This is a genomic window from uncultured Winogradskyella sp. (genome assembly GCF_947498005.1).
In the GTDB taxonomy this organism is placed as follows: Bacteria; Bacteroidota; Bacteroidia; order Flavobacteriales; family Flavobacteriaceae; genus Winogradskyella.
Genome location: NZ_CANMIW010000003.1, coordinates 468,831 through 488,870 on the forward strand (window position 1 = coordinate 468,831; position 20,040 = coordinate 488,870).

Below are 20,040 nucleotides of genomic sequence, written 5' to 3' on the forward strand. Positions count from 1 at the left end.
TATGTCTAAACTACACTATATCACAAGACCTTCTTCTTTAAAAGAAAACGCACCACTTTTAATTATGTGCCATGGTTACGGAAGTGACGAAAATGATTTATTTTCTTTTGCTTCAGAATTGCCAGAAGAATTAATGGTAATTTCTTTAAGAGCTCCTTACGCTATGCAACCATATGGAAATGCATGGTATGCTATAAATTTTGATGCTGATAAAGGAAAATGGAGTGATAACGAACAAGCTAAAGAGTCAGTGGATAAAATCGCCGAATTTATAGATTATGCTTGTAATACCTATGCTGTGGATTCTAAAAATGTAACCTTATTAGGATTTAGTCAAGGGACTATTTTAAGCTATGCTGTGGCACTGACGTATCCTGATAAAATTAGAAACATTGTGGCTTTAAGTGGTTATGTTAATGAAGATATTATACCTAAATCAATAAATAAAGCAGACGTTTCTCATCTTAACTTCTTCTGTTCTCATGGTTCTGTAGACCAAGTCATTCCGGTAGATTGGGCACAGAAAGCGCCTGTGTTTTTAAAAGCTTTAGATATTAATCATGTGTATTCTGAATATCCTGTAGGACATGGTGTTGCACCTCAGAATTTTTATGATTTAAAAGATTGGTTAAAAAACCATATTTAATCTGAAATAATTAGGTTTGAAAACGCACATAAATCACTAATTACAATAAGTGTATACTCTGAATCTCTGAAACTAATTAACTGATGGATACATTAAATACTCTACCAATTTGTATTTAAGCTGATTTTGTTCATCAATCTCGTAACTCACAAAAATTTCGCCCCAAAATTCGCCGTCCGTGAAATTAGCAATAATCCATTTGTGATTTAAAACTCTAATTTTATTAATTAAAAGTTTAGATTCCGTCATAGAAACGTAAGGCACTATAGGATGGTCATCACCTTCGTAGTCATTCATATTATATAATCCCTCTATGATTGCAGGAATCAATTTCTCTGTATCATAACCTTGTGCTTCAAAATATGTCAATGCATCCTCATTGCCATCAATATTAAAATAACTCATTTCAAAATTTTGCTCCTCCATCGCTTTAATGGTCGCTTCACTCTCTTTAAGTTGCGATTTCACTTTAACAATATCTACCTCATATTTATCTAATATGTTTTTAGAATTTACATATTGAAAAATGAGCAAAAGCACAGTGAAAATGAATAAATACATTAAAATTTTATTCTTCATATCTATATTGAAATTTGTAAGTTATCGTAAGCTAAAAAAACGTTTTTTGGTAAGTTTTGTTGTACATCATCATGAAAACCCAAATAATGACTCACATGTGTTAAATAAGCTCGTTTAGGTTTTACTTTATCAATAAACTCTAAGGCTTCCGCTAAGTTAAAATGTGAAATATGTTCTTTAATGCGTAGAGCATTAATCACTAAAACCTCTAAATTTTGAAGTTTCTCCATTTCTTCATCACTCACCGTTTTCATATCGGTTAAGTATGCAAAATTATGAAATCGATAACCAAAAACCTGAAGCTTATAATGCAAACCTTCAATAGGCATAACATTAATATTACCCGCTAAGAAAGGCTCATTTTTTACATAATGCTTTGTAACACTTGGTACACCAGGATATTTTTTACCAGTAGTAAAAATATAATCAAAACGTTTTTCTAAGGATTCAAAAACGCGTTGATGCGCATATAAGTCTATATCGCCTTGTCTAAAAAAGAAAGGGCGAATATCATCTAAACCCATTGTATGATCTGCATGCTCGTGTGTAAAAATAACGCCATCGATTTTCGCTACTTGAGCACGTAGCATTTGCTGCCTAAAATCTGGTCCGCAATCAATAACATATGTGAAATTATCCCATTCTACCAAAACAGATACACGTAAGCGCTTATCTTTTGGGTTATCACTTAAGCAAACAGGATGATCACTTCCTATGATAGGAATTCCTTGTGATGTGCCTGTCCCTAAAAATGTAATTTTCAATGTAAATTGGTTTAAAACAAAAATAAACTTATTTTTTTGTTTGCAATAGTAAATTAATACCTTTGCGAAAACGATGTAATCCCAATTCTATGAAGGAAATAACGTATAAAGGTGATGCTTTAATTGAAAATATTCCATCACTAAAAGACAAAGCCTTACGTATTAATCTTAATGCTGATATTTATGGTACCTTTTCTGAGATTGGTGCAGGACAAGAAACCGTGCGTCATTTCTTTAGAGCAGGTGGAGCTTCTGGTACTATTGCAAAGGCAATGTCTGCTTACGATAAAGACTTTAGCGATGCCATTTATGGAATTGAAGATGATAAACGTTATGTAACTGAGGCCAGACTTAGAAAAATGCTAAATCATGAAGTACGTTTAATGGAAGAACGTATTACTAGAGATAACAATCCTAATAAAATTTTCTTCTCTTACGCTAATACAGTAGCCACGATTGATTTTGCAAAAAAATACAAAGGTCATGGTTGGGTTGGTATTAAATACCAAGTTGGACCAAATGAAGAGTACAACGATATAATTTTACATGTTCGTTTTAAAGAAACAGATGCACGTTTACAACAAGAAACTTTAGGTAAATTAGGTACAAACTTAATTTATGGTGCGTTCTACAAATACAATCAACCACGTAAATTATTACGATATTTATACGATCATTTAGATAAAGATCAACTAGAAATTGATACAATTAATTTTTCAGGTCCTGTTTTTAAAGATGTAGATAACCGATTAATGAGTTTACAACTGGTTAAAAACGGAATGACAGATGCCGTAATGTTTGCGCCAGATGGTAATAACGTTTTGCCTGCGCGTGTACTTTATAAAAAGAACATTTTAACGCTTAGAGGAAGTTTTAGACCTGTAACTAAAGTAAATATGGACATGCTAGAAAAATCTCTAGAAATGTTTGTAAAAGAAAATAAGGTTGAAAAAGAAAAAACTCAAGTTGTCTTTGAAATTACGCTATCTAACTTAAGAGCAGAAGGAGAAATTGACGAGCAAGATTTTATGGATCGTGCAAAATTACTATGTTCATTAGGTCAAACTGTTTTAATTTCCAATTTCCAAGAATATTACAAATTAGTGGAATATTTCTCTCAATATTCTAGAGCTCGTATGGGCTTAGCAATGGGTGTAAATAATTTAGTGGATATATTTGATGAAAAATATTATCGCCATTTAAGTGGTGGTATTCTTGAAGCCTTCGGTAAATTATTTTATAAAGATTTACGCGTTTACCTATATCCTATGCAAAATAAGGATGGTAGTTTAACTACAAGTGAAAACCTTAAAGTACATCCACGTATGAAAGAATTATACAAATTCTTTAAATACAATGGAAAGGTTGTGGATATCGCTGATTTTGATACGTCTAATTTAACCGTATTCTCGAGAACTGTTCTTAAAATGATTGCAAATAATGATAATGGTTGGGAACCTATGTTACCAGAAGGTGTTGCAAAACTAATTAAAGAGAAAAGCTTATTTGGTTGTGAATCTGAAGAGGTTATACACAAAAACTAAGCTAAATTAATATTAATAAAAAAAGCGTATTGAAAATTTCAATACGCTTTTTTTATTATTTGCTTTATTTAAATTATTGCTTAGTGTATTTAGCAATGCATGGTTCTATACATGGATAATATATCTTAAGTGTATTACCATTAATCTCATAATTAAAATTTAAGATAACCGTCAAATCACTGCATCCAACAGGTGTAATAGTCGAATCAGTTTCAGAATAAAAACCCTCAGAAGGATTCTCAATTGAACCTGTCATTTCACAAATATTTCCATTACTAGTAAACGTATCTTCACCTAAAAAAGTAATCATTTTTTCACTATCTACATCTTGAAAAGTTCCATTTCCATCTCCTGGATCTACCAATATCTCTATCAGTTTCCAATTCCCAATTAAATCTGCATCTTCTGTATCATCATCACTACATGACACTAAAACCATGATTGCCAATAAGGTGTAAACTAATTTTCTCATATATCTATTTATTTAGTAGATTCAAAAGACTACAAAAGGTTGCGCTGATATTTCAATTATTTTAAAAAAAAATCTAAACATCCAAAATCTGCTCAGCATGAGCCTTGGTCTTAACTTTAGAAATAACATCTGTTAAAACACCATTTTCATCAATTACAAAAGTTGTTCTATGAATTCCATCATATTCTTTTCCCATAAATTTCTTAGGTCCCCAAACTCCAAAAGCCTCAATTACAGCCTTGTCTTCATCTGCTAATAAAGGATATTGAAATCCATATTTATTTTTAAAATTAGATTGACGTTTAGCACTATCTGCACTTACGCCCAGAATTTCATAGCCTAAAGACTGAAAACGCTCAAAATTATCATTAAGATTACAAGCCTCTGCAGTACAACCAGGTGTACTTGCTTTTGGGTAAAAGAATACCACTAATTTCTTTCCTTTATAATCCGATAATGAAATAGAATTGCCTTGCTCATCTAATGCCGTAAAATTTGGAGCCTTATCTGCTACTTTTAAATGTGTCATATTGTGTAAATTTGTATTTCTGTAAAAATACAATAATGACCAAACAAGAAAAAGTAGATTTTGTTATAGAAACATTAAATAAACTCTATCCTACAATTCCGATTCCTTTAGATCATAAAGATCCTTATACTTTATTAATTGCTGTTTTAATGTCTGCACAAAGTACTGATGTTAGAGTCAATAAAATAACACCACTTTTATTTGAGCGAGCAGACAATCCTTATGACATGATTAAATTAAGTATCGAAGAAATTAGAGAAATTATAAAACCTGTAGGTTTATCACCAATGAAAAGTAAAGGCATACATGGCTTGTCTCAAATTTTAATTGATAAGCATAATGGCGAAGTACCACAAACCTATGAAGCACTAGAGGAATTACCTGCTGTAGGTCATAAAACAGCTGCAGTAGTTTTATCACAAGCTTTTGGCATACCAGCTTTTCCCGTAGATACTCATATCCATCGCTTAATGTATCGTTGGAATTTAACTAACGGAAAAAATGTAGTACAAACAGAAAAAGATGCCAAACGCATTTTTCCAGAAGAACTTTGGAATGATTTGCACTTACAAATCATTTGGTATGGACGAGAATATTCGCCAGCTCGAGGTTGGGATTTGGATAAAGATATAATTACCAAAACTATTGGTAGAAAAACGGTTTTAGACGACTATTATAAAAAGAAGAAGTAATATAAACACGATTTAGTACTGCTAGTATTGGTATAATTATTGTGGTAATAGTTGAAACCACGAACCATGAAAAAGCTATATTTAGTAGTATTGTTCACTTCATTTTTTTCCTGTATATCATTAAGAAAAGCTCCAGAGTATTTTACATACAAATTAGAGGTTGCAAAAAAATTTAAGCGCCAATTTCCTAAAGAGATAGCATATATTTTTGAAGACCCAAAAGCTGCCAATCAATTTTATCAGTATATCGATAAAAAATATCGATTAAATGATAGTAATGTTGGTATAAACGTACCAATTGTAATTGATAATAAAACATTTTATTTTACATATTACGAGGCAGAAATACCTGATAAAAAACTTAATTTATTAGGCTTAGCAATTGACACAGCACGTGCTGCAAATGATAAAGATCCTATTTTTACAAATGGCTATGTAAAGCGCCAAGGACATTGGTTCTTAGCCCTAACTGTATATGATGAAAAAGATAATAACTGTCTAAATAAAACCAATAGTGATAGAAAAATAGTATTAGATTATTTAAAACTTCTACAAAATGAGTATTTAAATAGCCATTCATTATAAACATAAAAAAATCCTGAAACGTTAATTTCAGGAGTTCTTATGCTTTTTAAATTAATTCAGAAGCGCTTCAAACTTCATCTTATTATGACTTATAACACTTAAAGCCTTAGAGTAATTGAGAAGAAACTTTACAGTTTCATCTTTTGGGTTTAGGTTATGCATTTTTTTTGGGGAAGCATTAGAGTAAATTTTTGCCATTTTAATAATTTATCAGTTTATATATAGCAAAAACGGAACTAACTCTACTTTATTGTATCAATTTGTTAAAACAATATTATTCTGTTCAATAACCTTTCGCATATTGATTAGTGCATAACGCATTCTTCCTAATGCTGTATTGATACTAACACCTGTTCTTTCAGAAATTTCTTTAAAACTCATGTCTTGATACATACGCATTAAAAGCACTTGTTTTTGATCTTCTGGTAACTCTTCAATTATACGTCTAACATCAGATTCTACTTGATCCTTTATAATCGATTTTTCTGCATTTAGAGTAGAATCACTTAATACTGAAAAAATACTAAACTCACCTGTGTTATGAAATTTGGGCATTCGTTTGTTTTTTCTAAAGTGATCAATCACTAAATTATGTGCAATTCGCATTACCCATGGTAAAAATTTACCTTCTTCGTTATATTTTCCTCGTTTTAAAGTTCTAATGACTTTAATAAAGGTATCCTGAAAAACATCTTCAGTGACATCTCTATCATAGACTTTAGAATAAATAAAACTGTAAATTTTTTGTTTATGCCTTTCTATTAAAACTGAAAGTGCATTCTCGTTACCTTTAATGTAGTTGCTAACCAACTCTGCGTCCTGGATAAGTTCTTTGTTCATAATAATTACTTTAAAGCTCAATAGATTCCTATTAAGTTTGGGGTTAAAAAGCTGTTTTTTAAAGTAATATTATATTATACGCAGTTGTTTATATAGATGAATAAGTTTCAAATATAACAACAATCATTCCGAAAAAACAAAAAATATGAGTAAAATTTAACATTTTGTCGGATAAACAGCTCCTTTTATAGATGAAATTACTGATAAAATCTACGGTAAATCAGCAAACCCAACAACTAAATATACTAACTATCAATGACTTACAATTATTTTTATTAAATTTTATGATAATTTTAAAAAAATCTTAAAATTTCAATTAATTCTTAAAAAAATATGAATTTGAATTTTGAATGAGTTCTATTACACATTAAGGATGATTTAATTAAGCATAATTTATTCCTTATTTGCTATTATAGTATCTTTGCAAACTTAGATATCCACAATAATCAATGAATAGTACTGTATTAGACGTTAATCCTAAAGAAAACATCATTATTAAAGGTGCAAAATTGCATAACCTTAAAAATATAGATGTTGTAATTCCCAGAAACAAACTGGTTGTTATAACAGGTTTATCAGGATCTGGAAAATCGAGTTTAGCGTTTGATACCCTTTATGCAGAAGGCCAAAGACGATATGTGGAAAGCCTAAGTAGTTATGCACGTCAATTTTTAGGACGATTAAATAAACCTAAAGTAGACTATATAAAAGGTATAGCACCAGCCATTGCCATTGAGCAAAAAGTAAACTCTACGAATCCAAGATCTACTGTTGGTACAACCACAGAAATTTATGATTATCTAAAGTTATTATTTGCCAGAATTGGTAAAACCTACTCACCTATTTCTGGAGAAGAAGTTAAAAAGCATACAGTTTCTGATGTTATTAATTTTATTTCAAAATTTGAAGAACGTTCAAAATTATTACTCTTAGCTCCAATAACTTTAGAAGAAGGTAGAACGATTGAAAACAAACTTCAAACCTTGCAACAACAAGGTTATGCACGTATAAAAGTAAACGATGATGTTGTTAGAATTGATGAAGTCTTAAAAACAAAAATTAAATCAGATAAAAATCTTTTCTTAGTTGTTGATAGAATTGTTTTTAAAAATGACGAAGATTTCCTCAACCGTTTAGCAGATGCTGTTGGTACTGCTTTTTATGAAGGCGTTGGCACATGTATTATAGAATCGCTTGCAGATAATAAACAAACGGTTTTTAATAATAAGTTTGAATTAGATGGTATGTCTTTTTTAGAACCAAACGCACATTTATTCAGCTTTAATAATCCGTATGGTGCTTGCCCTAAATGCGAAGGTTACGGTGATGTTATTGGTATTGATGATGATTTAGTGATACCAAACACAGCACTATCAGTTTATGAAAACGCAATTTTTCCATGGCGAGGTGACTCTATGAGCTGGTATAAAGACCAATTGGTTAATAACTCGCATCATTTTGATTTCCCTATTCACAAGCCTTATTTTAAGTTAACAGATAAGCAAAAAGAGCTCATCTGGAAAGGGAATAAATATTTTGAAGGCTTAGATTCTTTTTTTGCGGAGTTAGAGTCTAAAGCGTATAAAATTCAGAATCGCGTAATGTTGTCTCGTTATCGTGGAAAAACAAAATGTAATGTTTGTAATGGAAAACGTTTGCGTGTAGAAGCTAGTTATGTAAAAATAAATGAAGCTACAATTACAGATTTAGTGGATTTACCTTTAGATGAATTAGCCGTATTTTTCAAAAATCTTAAGCTAAGTGATAGCGATACAAAAATAGCCAAACGTCTTTTAACTGAGATTAATACAAGACTGCAATTTTTAACCAATGTTGGTTTAAACTATTTAACCTTAAACCGAAAATCGAATACACTCTCTGGTGGAGAAAGTCAACGTATTAACTTAGCCACTTCATTAGGAAGTAGTTTAGTGGGTTCTATGTATATATTAGACGAGCCTAGCATTGGTTTGCATCCTAAAGACACCGAACGTCTAATTGAAGTATTAAAATCTTTACGTGATTTAGGTAATACAGTGATTGTTGTAGAGCATGATGAAGATATAATGAAAGCTGCAGATGCCATTATAGATATTGGCCCAGAAGCAGGAACTTTTGGAGGCGAAGTTATGGCTGTAGGTAATTTTAAAGAGATTCTTGCCGCAGACACATTAACTGCAAAATACTTAAATGGTCAACTTGAAATTGAAGTTCCAAAAAAACGTAGAACTTCAAAATACAGTATTGAAGTTGTTGGTGCACGAGAAAACAATCTTCAAAATATAGATGTTACTTTCCCTTTAGAAATGCTAACCGTTATAACAGGAGTTTCTGGTAGTGGAAAAAGTACGTTAATAAAAAAGATTTTATTTCCTGCGATTCAAAAGAAATTAACCGGTTTTAGCGATAAAATTGGTCAAGTTTCAGAAATAAAAGGCAATCATAGTAATATAAAGCATGTGGAGTTTGTAGATCAGAATCCTATTGGTCGTTCGTCGCGTTCTAATCCTGTGACGTATATCAAGGCCTATGATGATATACGTGCCCTGTTTGCATCTCAGAAATTAAGTAAAATAAGAAATTACGCTGCCAAGCATTTTAGTTTTAATGTAGATGGTGGTCGTTGTGAAACTTGTAAAGGTGAAGGCGAAGTAACTATTGAAATGCAGTTTATGGCAGATGTCCATTTAACCTGTGATACTTGTAACGGAAAACGCTTTAAGAAAGAAGTCTTGGAAGTTAAGTTTGATGGAAAATCTATTGATGACATTTTAAATTTAACTATTGATGATGCGCTAGAGTTTTTCAAAACTAATATTGAAACAAAAATTCATAGAAAGTTACAACCGCTTCAAGATGTTGGTTTAGGTTATGTTACTTTAGGCCAATCATCTTCTACTCTATCTGGTGGTGAAGCACAACGTATTAAACTCGCTACTTTTTTAGGAAAAGGAAGTAAAAGTGATAATGCACTCTTCATTTTTGATGAACCTACTACTGGTCTTCATTTTCATGATATCAAAAAATTATTAAAATCATTTCAAGCTTTAATCGCTAAAGGGCATTCTATAATTGTCATTGAGCACAATATTGATCTTATAAAATGTGCTGATTATATTATTGATTTAGGACCAGAAGGTGGAAAACATGGAGGACAACTAGTTGCTGTTGGTACTCCAGAAGACATTGCAAAAGACAAAAATTCTGTAACCGGAAAATATCTTCAAGAGAAACTATAAGATGGAATTACCTAAAGGATTTCATAATGAGATTATAGAGGCAAAAGAAAATTTAATAGAGAATAGTGATTTTAAATCCTCGGTATCTACTGCACCTTTAGTGTATGGAGGAGCAAACTTTAAAACTAATATTCTTGTTGAGAAATCGAGTTCAAAAGTGCTTTACAAACCCTCTATTGGTGCTGCACTTTTCAGTTTTATATTTCTTGCTGTTGGATTAGGAGTTTTATTTTTTGGCTTAATGCCCTTAATAGATTCAATCAGTGAAATCGATTCTTTAAATTGGTTCTTACTTATTTTCGGACTTATATTTTCTGGTGCTGGTGGATTTATGTTTTATCAATTTTACAAGCCTCGTGTTTTCGACAAACAATTAGGTGTTTATTATAAGGCTTATAATATTGATATTTATAAAATAAAAAGAGACAGTTCTAAAAAATATATTCCTTTAAACACAATTGTTGCTCTACAAATTATTGGTGAGCATGTAAAAAGCGATGAAGGTTCTTATAAAAGTTTTGAGCTCAATTTAGTTTTAAATGATAGTAGTAGAAAAAACGTGGTTGATCACGGAAATTTAAAATCTATTATTATCGATGCTGAAATTTTAAGTGAGTTTCTAGACATTCCTATCTGGCATGCAGGTTCTACTACTTAATAGAACATAAACGCATAAAACAAAATAATTACCACTGTAGTGGGTATTACAATTGTCATAAACATAAATGTCGCCACACTGCATTTAAACCAACTTACAAACCATCCTTGACCATAGAATTTTTTTAAGGCAATCATTAAGTAAAAAAACGTTGATAATGCCACAAGCCAATCTATCCAATCTGGTATATCCCAAATTGAATTTACACCAAATATAATAGTGAATACTGTAAACAGATAAGAGAAAAAGTAAAAACTAAACACTAAATGATGTGCATAGCGTCCTTTTCTGAAATACAGTAGTTTTATAATTAATGCAAATATTGGCAGTAAAAAGAATAAAGCAATTGGTATGGTATCATAAAACGTGTGTAAAATATTTCCTCCATCTCTAGACTTGTAAAATTTTAGAACTTGGGTATATAATTTTCTTTTAATCCAACCATCATCCTCTTCGAGTCCCATAGTTTTATATATCTCACTATCAGATGCTTTCACCTTAATTAGAGAATCAATTTCTGCTTCATTAAAACCAAAAGAAATGTCGTTTTTCTTTGGTAATTTATCGAGTGAAACAATAGAGTCTATTTCACTATCACTCATTCTAGTAATAAATTGATTGTCCTTCAGCGCTTCCTTAATTTTAATACGATCTAGAGAATCAATTCTCTTAAGCTCTAATGGATCAATTAATTCAGTATCATCTGTATCAAAAGTTTTTTTTAATTCTTCATTTAATAATTCAGTTTGTTTTCTAACGGTAAATGAAAAAATAAAGAAGAATACAACAGAAATAAACAAATACATCTGAGCAGGATGAAGATACAAGAGTCGCTTACCCTTAATAAACTCTTTAGCTAGATAACCTGGCTTAAATAATAATGGAATAAAGCTCTTTAAAAAACGAGCATCAAAAGAAAAGTAATTACTAATGGTATTATAGAATAAAACTCCAATAGTTAATTCGTCGTTTGTTTTTTGCCCACAATGTGGACAAAATTGAAAACCTTCATCATAAGGCTGTTCGCAATTTTTGCAATTCTCTTGGTTGGCTATCATTTTGGTTGGTAATCAGTTTTAAAAGTAACAAAAATTATAACATTACACACTAATGTCGTTGGTTTCAATTTCAAAAATTAAGAATACACTTTAAGCAAAAACAAGTTAAAACCCTTAATATCAGATGTTTAATTATTTTGGCACGCTGTTTGTTTAGTACTTAACGAGTTTAATTTAAAACCCAATTATTATGAAACGAATACTATATTTATTTGCAGCTTTAGTCGCTATGAGCACAACTGCATTCGCAACAACTAACACAACATCAGAAGCAGAAGCTTCTAACAATAATTATGTGAGAGGTTATGGTAAGTCTTTCATATTTACTGAAGCTGGTATTGAATTTTCAGTATTTGCAGATGGTCAATTTGACTTTTATTTACCAAACTACGGACCAGATGTAAACGTAGATATTGATACGCCTGGTTTTAGTTTAAGTTTTAACTCTGGTTACGATTACAATCCGTACCTACAATATGATGAGTATGGAGCAATTATTCAAATTGAAAACACACCAATTTATTATGATTATTACGGACGTGTAAATCAAATAGGAAACATTTTTATTAACTATAATGGACGTGGTAGAATTAACCGAATTGGAGGTCTTAATGTATATTACAGAAACAATGCTTTTTGGAGATATGATGGATTTATCAATACTTACAACAGAGCTTATGTTTATAGACCATGGCACCGATTTTATGCGATACCACATGTTAACTTTTGTATTGTTCATGTAAATCCGTATAGAAGATATTATGCACCTGTAAGACATATTTATTACAGACCATATTCTAATAATGTAAGACACTATAACATTGTTAGAGGCAACAATGGCCATGTTACAAGACGCGCTAATACAGTTAGAAATACACGTAGATATGTACAAACACCAAGAAACAAAACGGAAAGAAGTATTAGAACACGTGTAACGCGTAACAATAAAGTAATTGCTGCAACAAGAACAACACGTTTAAAAGAAAACAACGCTGTAAGAACAACTAGAGGTAATAATGCTACAACTAGATCTAGTACAAGACGTACTTCTGATAAAGTAACGCCTACTAGAACTACAAGAACTAACAGAACAGCTACAACACGTTCTAAAACTAGAGTTAAGAAACCTACTGCGACAACACGTAGTAGTACATCGACAACAACTAGAAGTACAGGAAATAATAATGTGACCAGAACTAACAGATCTGTGTCTAATAAAAGAACAACAACGAGTAAGCCTAGAACTACAGCAACAAGATCAAGTAATACTAGATCTCAAAGCACAAGAAAAGTGAGCTCTGTTCAAAATAAAAGAAAAACAACGTCTGTGTCTAACAAATCTAATAGCAGTAGAAACACTAACCGAAGCGCTACTAGATCTAACACAAAACGTACAAGAGGATAAAAACGATTTTTTGGTTGGTTAGGATGTCCCGTTTGATGTATGCTTTAGAGCACCTTACGGGACATTCTTGTTTTTAGATTTCTGCTTTCGTAAGAATTTAAGTTTAATTGAAACGTAAATACTTCCTTATCTGATTTGAAATATCCTCAGAAACATTCAACTTATATATAAGAACAATATAAATCAATCCAATTAAAATTGATTTTAGAATGATATTTACTATAGGTTGAAACGGAAACTCCCAAAAGTAAAATCCTAGAGATAATACAAGTAGTGTTACTACAATTTTGGTTGAACCTAAAGTGAAAGGCAACATATTAAATTTTCGTTTTACAAATATAATTTTAACCGTATTGTAAATAAATACAGCTAAAAATGTTGCAAACGCCGAGCCTTCAATTCCATAAATAGGTATAAAAATAGCATTAAGAATAATGGCCATAATAGCCAAAAGCACTCCAAAAAACAACACCATTCTGTAGTAATCACTATTAAATAAAATAGCATTATTGTTTCCTAAACTGTTATCATACAGCTTGGCTAAACTCACAATTAAAACTACAAAAAGTCCTCCAGTAAATTTATCTGGAAGAATTTCATACAACTGATTAATATTTAAAATAATTAACAAAAATATAAATCCGCTTATTACCAAAAGCGTCATAGAACTTCGTTTGTATAAATCTTCTAGCGAGTCATAATCCTTCTCATTAAGATATTTTGCAGATAATGGCAACATAATTTGATGCATGGCACGTTGCGGAACAGCAATTACGGTAGCAATAAAAATAGCAACACTGTAATAAGCAACTTGCTCAATATCTGGTAACATTAAGCCAATCATAAATTTATCGATATCTAATATAAGTGTAGCAACAGAACCTGCAATTATCATTAGGGCAGCATATTTTAAAATAGAAAATTGATGCTCTAATTTTTGAAATTTCAACTTCGGGAATCTTACAGAATAAGCATATAATTTCATAATTACCATTCTAATTACATACACAGCAACCAATGCTACAATAAAATTATCAACGGTTAACCATTTAAAATAAACCGCCAACAATAAAAGCATAATGCATACTCTATGAAAAATCTCTTTCATTAAATTACCAAAAACGGTTTGCATTTGCACTTTAGTCCACGCAAAAAAGATTTCGAAATAAGCCATAGAAATTGCTAGTATAAAAATATGCCAAACATAATTTTCTACAATTTGATTTTCGTTAGACAACCAATCTACAATAGCATCATAAGCAAAATAACCTATAAAGGCAGCAGGTATAATAAACAGGAAAGGCAGAAATAACATAAACGTTAAAAAACTATTGATGCTATTTTTAGTTTTAAATGTTGAATAAAATTTTACAATCGCATTATGAACTCCAAATGCCATAAAAGGCATCATAATATTTGCTGCCGAAAGCAAAAAAGCGACCAACCCATAATATTCATCGGATAGAAAATTGGTATAAAGAAAAAGTGTATTAATTGCACCAATACCAAAACCCAAATATGTGGTTATTGTGTTTTTAAAAGATTGGTTTAATACGATTCCCATAGTGAGGCAAAATACGATTATAAAAATTCAATTTGTATATTGTTTATTGTTTTAAAAACACCCCTAAAGTCCCCTCAAAGGGACAATCTCACTGTTACGATTAAATAATCAGCTATCTTTTATAAGTTGACTTAACTTTTCTGTCAATGCTTTTCTACTATATGGTTGTAAACCTATAGCATTTACACATAAAGTATTATTCTGAAATGCATCAAAATAAGTTAATAGTTGTGTTTTTAATTCAGCTTTTTGCGTGTAGTTAAAATAGCTTCCTGTGTTGGTTGATGTAATAATTTTTTCCACATCAGCATCTTTAGGCCCTAAAGCTAGTATTGGCGTTTCTGCAATAAGGTATTCAAAAACTTTACCTGCAATTATAGCTTTGGTGTCTTCGGAATCAATTTCTATTAACAACAATAATTGCGATTTCATTTGAAACTTTATCGCTTCATCATGACTCACATAACCCACAACATCTAAATGATTTTTTAATCCAAATTGATTAATAGATTCAATAACATCATCGCTTACCACACCAATTAATTGCAACCTAAAAACTTCTGAAAACTCTTTGTTTTCTTTAATTAATTCTGAAAGTGTTTCCCATAAAACCAACGGATTTCTTTCTGATAATAATGAACCTATATGAGATAGTGTAAATTCTTCATCCTTCCCTTCTATGCTATTATTATGACCATCATAACCATTTGTAATAACCGTAATCGGTTTTTTAGTTTTAGTTTCAAATTCATGTTTGGTATGATGACTTGTCACAATAATATGGTCTGCTGTATTTAAAACATTTTGCTCTAAATTTAAATGCTTCGCTTTTGATGACGTTGTAAGTTTTAAATCTTTGTGATAGCCAATGGTCGTCCAAGGATCTCTAAAATCTGCGAACCATTTTACATCTAATCTAGCTTTTAGTTGTAAACCAATAATATGTAAACTATGTGGTGGACCTGTGGTAATAATAGTCTCTATGTTATTATCTTTTATATATTGAGATAAGAACTCTACTGAAGGTTTTATCCAGTTTTTACGTGCATCTGGAATAAAGAAATTCCCTCTCACATAAAGCATTGCTTTCTCAACAATAGATTGTTTTTTTGCCTTAGGAATAACACCAGAACTTATTTTTTTTGACTTGCCTTTAGAAAACAAACTAGCCAAACCGTAAGGTTCGTTTATAGGCTGTTTTAGAATAGTAACACCATCTGGAATTTCATTAATTAAACTCTCATCTAGTATTGGGTAATTTGGGTTTTCTGGACAATAAACAATGGGTTCTATTTCAAAATCTGGTAAATACTTTACAAACTTTAACCAACGTTGCACGCCTGGACCTCCTGCTGGTGGCCAATAATAGGTTATTATTAGTGTTTTGTTTTTGTTCATGTCTGTCATTCCTGCGAAGGCAGAAATCTATTAACTAGTAATCTAAATGCGGATTCCTGCATACGCAGGAATGACAATTATTCGTTTTCATTTTTGAAGGAATAGAATAAACCTGCAATCAATAAAATAACCAAAACAGCAGAACTTGTTAAAGCAACTTTACTTCCTGTTGCAACCACTTGCGGTTCAAATTTAAACTCAATAGTGTGTTTTCCTTTTGGCAATTCTAAAGCTCTTAACACATAATTTACTCTAAAATGAGGGACTAATTTGCCATCGATATACGCATCCCAACCTTGCTTATAGTAAATTTCAGAAAATACGGCTAAGCCATCATTTTTATTATCAGATTGATACTTTAAATAATTTGGTTTAAAGTCTAATAATTTAATAGATGCTGTAGAGTCTAAATCAAATACGTACTTACTTATAGTTTTAGTTTGTGTTACTGGTAAAGAACTCGCAAAAGATTGAAACTCTTGTCTACCCATCACTGCATCAGTTTTAGTATTTAAACTATCTAAAGCTAAAATTTCTTGATTAGCGTCATCTACAATTTTTAATTTTGACACAAACCAGGCATTCCCATTAGCTTCATTATTTGTATAAGGAAAAATAGTGTTTTGTTCTTCAGCAATAATGTATTTTGTATTCAGCATATTGAGAACATTCATGTTATTTTTATACACATGAAAATCTAACAATTCCTCTACACGTCCTAATTTTGCTGCACTATAACCCATTAAAGAATTATGGTAGTACGCTGCTTTTGCAGGCATTCTTTGTCCATCATTAGACATATCCATCACTCTAAAATGACTCTTATCTTTTAAAATTTCTCTATCTGCTTGATTTGGCTGATAAGGTTTATCCACTTTTATCGCAGAAACAAAATCATCATTATTTACATACTTCTTATCTACTGAAACTAAATCGAAAAGAATCAAAACCGCGAATACCACAACCACTAAGGTTTCTGATAATTTCTTTTTTAAGAATAAGAATATTGTTCCGGCAGAAAGCAAAACTAATGTCAAAGTTCTTATAGTATCTGCAGACATCAGAGCCATTCTGTCTTTAATAATAGAATCCATAAAGGCTTGTCCGTAAGCGCCAATATATTGGTCATCTCTTAAACCTTCAAAATCAAATAACGTAGATTTAAATAAGAGAAAGATTAAAGCCAAACCTGCTGTAATACCAACTGAGTAATACAATGCTTTCAGTTTTTCTTCACCCTTTTGAAAATCATTAAATAACCTAGACAATGCAAAAATCCCTAAAACTGGAATACATAATTCTAATATAACTTGAATAGAGCTTACTGCTCTAAATTTATTATAAAATGGTACATAATCGATAAAGAAATCAGTTAAGAATCCTAAGTTTTTACCATAAGACAGAAGCATTGATAAAATGGTTCCACCAACAAGCCACCATTTCAATCTACCCTTAACTAAAAATAATCCTAAAACAAATAGAAAAATTACAACTGCGCCAACATACGCTGGTGCTTCTACAATCGGTTGTTTTCCCCAATACATTGGTGCATTTCTGGCAGCATCTAAGGCTTCAATTGGAGAAGCTCCTAATCTAATATACGCTTCGTAAGTTTCAGAATCTTTACCAACATCTTCGTAATTCCCTCCACCCATAAATTTAGGGATGAAAAGATTGAAGGATTCTAAAATTCCGTAGCTATATTCCTTAATATAATCCTTATCTAAACCAGTGGTTGTTTCTTTTAGAGAACCATCTGCATTAATAGTTAAATCACTTTGTCCTCTAGCACTTTCCTTAACATACTCTTGTGTAGCCATTATGCCTGTTGCGTTGAGACCTACAGCTAATATGGCAGCAACAATTAATAAGCCAACGGACTTAAAAAAATGTGGTAATTCCTTTTTCCTAAAGGCATCTATTAGATAAGCTAATCCTAAAACCAGAACCAGTAACAATAAATAATAGGTCATTTGGAAGTGATTCGCAACAATCTCTAAACCTAAAGCAATCGTAGTGAGTAAAAAACCGAGAATATATTTCTTTCTAAAAGCGAATACAATTCCACTTAAAACTAAAGGCATATAAGCAATAGCATGTGCTTTAGAGTTATGACCAACACCTAAAATAATGATAAGATAAGTAGAAAACCCAAAGGCTAACGCACCAAGTGCAGCGAGTTTAAAATCTACTTTTAAAGCTATTAATAAAATATAAAAACCTATAAAATATAGGAATAGATAATCTGCTGGCCTTGGCAGAAAACGTAATGCTAAATCTAATTTTTTAATATAGTTATGAGGATATTTTGCACCTAATTGATACGTTGGCATCCCTCCAAAAGCACTATTGGTCCAGTAGGTTTCTTCACCTGTAGTTTTAGCAAACTCTTTTTGCTGTTGAGCCATACCAATGTAATGCATTATATCACTTTGGTTAATCTTTTTTCCTTGTAAAACAGGACTGAAATAAGCTAATGAAACAACTACAAATCCTATTAATATTAAGACATGCGGTAGTATACGTTTTGTAGAAAATGACATGAGAATGCTTTAAGTTGAATGATTCTGAAAAGTAGTTATTTTTTTTGAAACAATACTAAAGTTTAATTTATACTGAATGACATTCAGCAATAAATTTAAAATAATGAAATTAATCTATTTCTTCGTAATCGATATACTCGCCTACTTTTTCGTTTGAAGATTTATTTTTATTAGGCATCTTATCAATAACCGTTTCTCCTTCTTTTTGTTTTTGCTGTTGTCTTTGTTGATTTGGGTTTTGGAACCCACCAAATTGTCCTCCAAATTTTTCTTCCGCTTTTTTGGCAACAAAACGCACCAACAAAGGAGCAAAAAGACGTGCTAAAATCTTAAAACCGTAGTAAACTAATAAAATAATTAAAATAATTTTTATCAATCCCATAAATGAGGCTTCTTGAATCATATGAATAAATAATATTCAAAAATACAATTATCGTCATTTATAATGCGTTATTATTCCTTAAAAAAACTATAAAATCTATATATTTGAATCAAATCTTCAATATACTGAACGGTTTTAAATCCTATTAAAAATGAGAATACTCAAATCGACCTTTATTTTATTAATAACTATTTCTTTTAATTCCGCTTTTGCACAGTACACGGAAGTAATCAACTCTAATCGACCAGGCGTTTCTAAAAGTGCTTTTTCAGTTGGTACAGGAGTTGTACAATTTGAAGCTGGTGCCTTTACCGTAAAAGAAGATCATGCCCTTAGAAATTATGAAGTTTCTGGTTTTGGTCTAGATTTTGGATTACGTTACGGATTATTATTTGAACAATTAGAATTATCTCTTGATGGCGTATACCAAAATGATACATTTACTAATTACAATGGACTAGTACCTGACGAAGACGCAAGATCTAATTTTAAAAACTTTACAATTGGAGCAAAATATTTAGTTTACGATCCTTATAAAAATGCAGAAGAAGCTAAGCCCAATATTTATAGCTATCATGCCAATAGAAAGTTTAATTGGAAATCATTAATACCAGCTGTTTCTATTTATGCTGGCGCAAATTTTGACACAAAAAATAATCCATATACTGATTTAGGAATTGAGGGCTTTAGTCCAAAAATTATGATTGCAACTCAGAACAATTTTAATGGAGGTTGGGTTTTTGTAATGAATTTAATTAAAGATAGAATTGGAACAGATCAATCTGATTTTTCATACATACTTACGTTAACCCATTCTTTTACACCGCAATGGGTAGTTTTTGGAGAAACTCAAGGTATTAAAAGTGATTTTTATGCTGATAATATTCTGAGGTTTGGTGGTGCATATCTCTGGACAAGAGATTTTCAACTAGATGCCAACATTGCATTTAATACCAAAGACACACCAACTGTTTTCAATATCGCTTTTGGAGCTTCTTACCGCTTAGACTTTCATAAAGACAAAAAGATTGATAATGGTAATTCCGCTAAAGATGGAAATGGTAAAATGCGTAAAACCAAAAAGAAGAAGAAAAAGAAAGAAGCAGATGATTTTGATTCTGAATAAATAGCTGTCCTAACGC

General features: G+C 31.1%; 19 protein-coding genes. 8 read left to right on the top strand and 11 right to left on the bottom strand.

Annotated features, from left to right (window positions below):
• The first annotated feature begins 1 nt into the window (after window position 1).
• Window positions 2-646, top strand: a complete 645-nt coding sequence (locus Q0891_RS07885) for an alpha/beta fold hydrolase (protein ID WP_299100455.1) — start codon at window positions 2-4, stop codon at window positions 644-646.
• Window positions 647-718: 72 nt separating this feature from the next.
• Here Q0891_RS07885 and Q0891_RS07890 read toward each other — a convergent pair whose 3' ends face one another.
• Both Q0891_RS07890 and Q0891_RS07895 read right to left on the bottom strand, forming a co-directional pair.
• Complete coding sequence (locus Q0891_RS07890) at window positions 719-1,225, bottom strand: hydrolase (RefSeq protein ID WP_299100456.1); 507 nt, start codon at window positions 1,223-1,225, stop codon at window positions 719-721.
• A gap of 2 nt (window positions 1,226-1,227) precedes the next feature.
• A complete protein-coding gene (locus Q0891_RS07895) occupies window positions 1,228-1,989 on the bottom strand; it encodes an MBL fold metallo-hydrolase (RefSeq protein WP_299100458.1) in 762 nt (253 codons plus the stop codon).
• An 89-nt stretch (window positions 1,990-2,078) separates the two neighbouring features.
• Between Q0891_RS07895 and Q0891_RS07900 the strand changes: the two genes are divergently transcribed.
• On the top strand, window positions 2,079-3,533 hold the full coding sequence (locus tag Q0891_RS07900; RefSeq protein ID WP_299100460.1) for a TonB-dependent receptor: 1,455 nt from the start codon (window positions 2,079-2,081) through the stop codon (window positions 3,531-3,533).
• Window positions 3,534-3,606: 73 nt separating this feature from the next.
• Here the strand turns inward: Q0891_RS07900 and Q0891_RS07905 are convergent, their stop codons facing one another.
• Window positions 3,607-4,005 carry a hypothetical protein gene (locus Q0891_RS07905; protein ID WP_299100462.1) on the bottom strand — a complete coding sequence of 133 codons (399 nt, stop codon included), beginning with the start codon at window positions 4,003-4,005 and terminating at the stop codon, window positions 3,607-3,609.
• 73 nt (window positions 4,006-4,078) lie between these two features.
• Window positions 4,079-4,534: a thioredoxin-dependent thiol peroxidase gene (gene bcp, locus Q0891_RS07910; RefSeq protein ID WP_299100464.1), complete on the bottom strand. Its 456-nt coding sequence runs from the start codon at window positions 4,532-4,534 to the stop codon at window positions 4,079-4,081.
• A 35-nt stretch (window positions 4,535-4,569) separates the two neighbouring features.
• On the opposite strand from bcp, the gene nth reads away from it, so the two are divergent.
• Both nth and Q0891_RS07920 read left to right on the top strand, forming a co-directional pair.
• Complete coding sequence (gene nth / locus Q0891_RS07915; RefSeq protein ID WP_299100466.1) at window positions 4,570-5,226, top strand: endonuclease III; 657 nt, start codon at window positions 4,570-4,572, stop codon at window positions 5,224-5,226.
• A gap of 66 nt (window positions 5,227-5,292) precedes the next feature.
• Window positions 5,293-5,811 carry a hypothetical protein gene (locus Q0891_RS07920; RefSeq protein WP_299100468.1) on the top strand — a complete coding sequence of 173 codons (519 nt, stop codon included), beginning with the start codon at window positions 5,293-5,295 and terminating at the stop codon, window positions 5,809-5,811.
• 51 nt (window positions 5,812-5,862) lie between these two features.
• Here Q0891_RS07920 and Q0891_RS07925 read toward each other — a convergent pair whose 3' ends face one another.
• Both Q0891_RS07925 and Q0891_RS07930 read right to left on the bottom strand, forming a co-directional pair.
• Window positions 5,863-6,009 (bottom strand): hypothetical protein, encoded by a 147-nt coding sequence (locus tag Q0891_RS07925; RefSeq protein WP_299100470.1) that lies wholly within the window; start codon window positions 6,007-6,009, stop codon window positions 5,863-5,865.
• Between the two features lie 57 nt (window positions 6,010-6,066).
• Window positions 6,067-6,651, bottom strand: a complete 585-nt coding sequence (locus Q0891_RS07930; RefSeq protein ID WP_299100472.1) for a sigma-70 family RNA polymerase sigma factor — start codon at window positions 6,649-6,651, stop codon at window positions 6,067-6,069.
• 449 nt (window positions 6,652-7,100) lie between these two features.
• Between Q0891_RS07930 and uvrA the strand changes: the two genes are divergently transcribed.
• Together uvrA and Q0891_RS07940 are read left to right on the top strand one after the other, a co-directional pair.
• Entirely contained in the window at window positions 7,101-9,890 is a 2,790-nt protein-coding gene (gene uvrA, locus Q0891_RS07935; RefSeq protein ID WP_299100474.1) for an excinuclease ABC subunit UvrA, read from the top strand.
• A 1-nt stretch (window position 9,891) separates the two neighbouring features.
• The gene (locus tag Q0891_RS07940) at window positions 9,892-10,548 is read left to right on the top strand and encodes a hypothetical protein (RefSeq protein WP_299100476.1); all 657 of its coding nucleotides are present in this window, start codon (window positions 9,892-9,894) and stop codon (window positions 10,546-10,548) included.
• Here the strand turns inward: Q0891_RS07940 and Q0891_RS07945 are convergent.
• A complete protein-coding gene (locus tag Q0891_RS07945; RefSeq protein ID WP_299100478.1) occupies window positions 10,545-11,606 on the bottom strand; it encodes a DUF3667 domain-containing protein in 1,062 nt (353 codons plus the stop codon). The two genes, Q0891_RS07940 and Q0891_RS07945, sit on opposite strands and share 4 nt — an antisense overlap.
• A gap of 190 nt (window positions 11,607-11,796) precedes the next feature.
• Between Q0891_RS07945 and Q0891_RS07950 the strand changes: the two genes are divergently transcribed.
• A complete protein-coding gene (locus Q0891_RS07950; protein ID WP_299100480.1) occupies window positions 11,797-13,011 on the top strand; it encodes a hypothetical protein in 1,215 nt (404 codons plus the stop codon).
• Window positions 13,012-13,114: 103 nt separating this feature from the next.
• Here Q0891_RS07950 and Q0891_RS07955 read toward each other — a convergent pair whose 3' ends face one another.
• The 4 genes from Q0891_RS07955 to Q0891_RS07970 all read right to left on the bottom strand — a co-directional run bounded on the left by Q0891_RS07955 (window position 13,115) and on the right by Q0891_RS07970 (window position 18,919).
• On the bottom strand, window positions 13,115-14,575 hold the full coding sequence (locus tag Q0891_RS07955; protein ID WP_299100482.1) for an oligosaccharide flippase family protein: 1,461 nt from the start codon (window positions 14,573-14,575) through the stop codon (window positions 13,115-13,117).
• A 108-nt stretch (window positions 14,576-14,683) separates the two neighbouring features.
• Window positions 14,684-15,982 carry a glycosyl transferase family 1 gene (locus Q0891_RS07960; RefSeq protein ID WP_299100484.1) on the bottom strand — a complete coding sequence of 433 codons (1,299 nt, stop codon included), beginning with the start codon at window positions 15,980-15,982 and terminating at the stop codon, window positions 14,684-14,686.
• Between the two features lie 68 nt (window positions 15,983-16,050).
• A complete protein-coding gene (locus Q0891_RS07965; protein ID WP_299100486.1) occupies window positions 16,051-18,516 on the bottom strand; it encodes a YfhO family protein in 2,466 nt (821 codons plus the stop codon).
• A gap of 109 nt (window positions 18,517-18,625) precedes the next feature.
• Window positions 18,626-18,919, bottom strand: a complete 294-nt coding sequence (locus Q0891_RS07970; protein ID WP_299100488.1) for a DUF4834 family protein — start codon at window positions 18,917-18,919, stop codon at window positions 18,626-18,628.
• A 130-nt stretch (window positions 18,920-19,049) separates the two neighbouring features.
• Between Q0891_RS07970 and Q0891_RS07975 the strand changes: the two genes are divergently transcribed.
• Window positions 19,050-20,024 carry a transporter gene (locus Q0891_RS07975; protein ID WP_299100490.1) on the top strand — a complete coding sequence of 325 codons (975 nt, stop codon included), beginning with the start codon at window positions 19,050-19,052 and terminating at the stop codon, window positions 20,022-20,024.
• The last annotated feature ends 16 nt before the right edge of the window (window positions 20,025-20,040 follow it).

Coding starts and splice junctions, on each gene's coding strand:
- Q0891_RS07960 (WP_299100484.1), bottom strand. CDS start 15,982: ATGACAGACATGAACAAAAACAAAACACTAATAATAACCTATTATTGG.
- Q0891_RS07950 (WP_299100480.1), top strand. CDS start 11,797: ATGAAACGAATACTATATTTATTTGCAGCTTTAGTCGCTATGAGCACA.
- Q0891_RS07955 (WP_299100482.1), bottom strand. CDS start 14,575: ATGGGAATCGTATTAAACCAATCTTTTAAAAACACAATAACCACATAT.
- Q0891_RS07920 (WP_299100468.1), top strand. CDS start 5,293: ATGAAAAAGCTATATTTAGTAGTATTGTTCACTTCATTTTTTTCCTGT.
- Q0891_RS07890 (WP_299100456.1), bottom strand. CDS start 1,225: ATGAAGAATAAAATTTTAATGTATTTATTCATTTTCACTGTGCTTTTG.
- bcp (WP_299100464.1), bottom strand. CDS start 4,534: ATGACACATTTAAAAGTAGCAGATAAGGCTCCAAATTTTACGGCATTA.
- Q0891_RS07945 (WP_299100478.1), bottom strand. CDS start 11,606: ATGATAGCCAACCAAGAGAATTGCAAAAATTGCGAACAGCCTTATGAT.
- Q0891_RS07925 (WP_299100470.1), bottom strand. CDS start 6,009: ATGGCAAAAATTTACTCTAATGCTTCCCCAAAAAAAATGCATAACCTA.
- Q0891_RS07930 (WP_299100472.1), bottom strand. CDS start 6,651: ATGAACAAAGAACTTATCCAGGACGCAGAGTTGGTTAGCAACTACATT.
- Q0891_RS07905 (WP_299100462.1), bottom strand. CDS start 4,005: ATGAGAAAATTAGTTTACACCTTATTGGCAATCATGGTTTTAGTGTCA.
- uvrA (WP_299100474.1), top strand. CDS start 7,101: ATGAATAGTACTGTATTAGACGTTAATCCTAAAGAAAACATCATTATT.
- Q0891_RS07885 (WP_299100455.1), top strand. CDS start 2: ATGTCTAAACTACACTATATCACAAGACCTTCTTCTTTAAAAGAAAAC.
- Q0891_RS07940 (WP_299100476.1), top strand. CDS start 9,892: ATGGAATTACCTAAAGGATTTCATAATGAGATTATAGAGGCAAAAGAA.
- nth (WP_299100466.1), top strand. CDS start 4,570: ATGACCAAACAAGAAAAAGTAGATTTTGTTATAGAAACATTAAATAAA.
- Q0891_RS07965 (WP_299100486.1), bottom strand. CDS start 18,516: ATGTCATTTTCTACAAAACGTATACTACCGCATGTCTTAATATTAATA.
- Q0891_RS07970 (WP_299100488.1), bottom strand. CDS start 18,919: ATGATTCAAGAAGCCTCATTTATGGGATTGATAAAAATTATTTTAATT.
- Q0891_RS07900 (WP_299100460.1), top strand. CDS start 2,079: ATGAAGGAAATAACGTATAAAGGTGATGCTTTAATTGAAAATATTCCA.
- Q0891_RS07975 (WP_299100490.1), top strand. CDS start 19,050: ATGAGAATACTCAAATCGACCTTTATTTTATTAATAACTATTTCTTTT.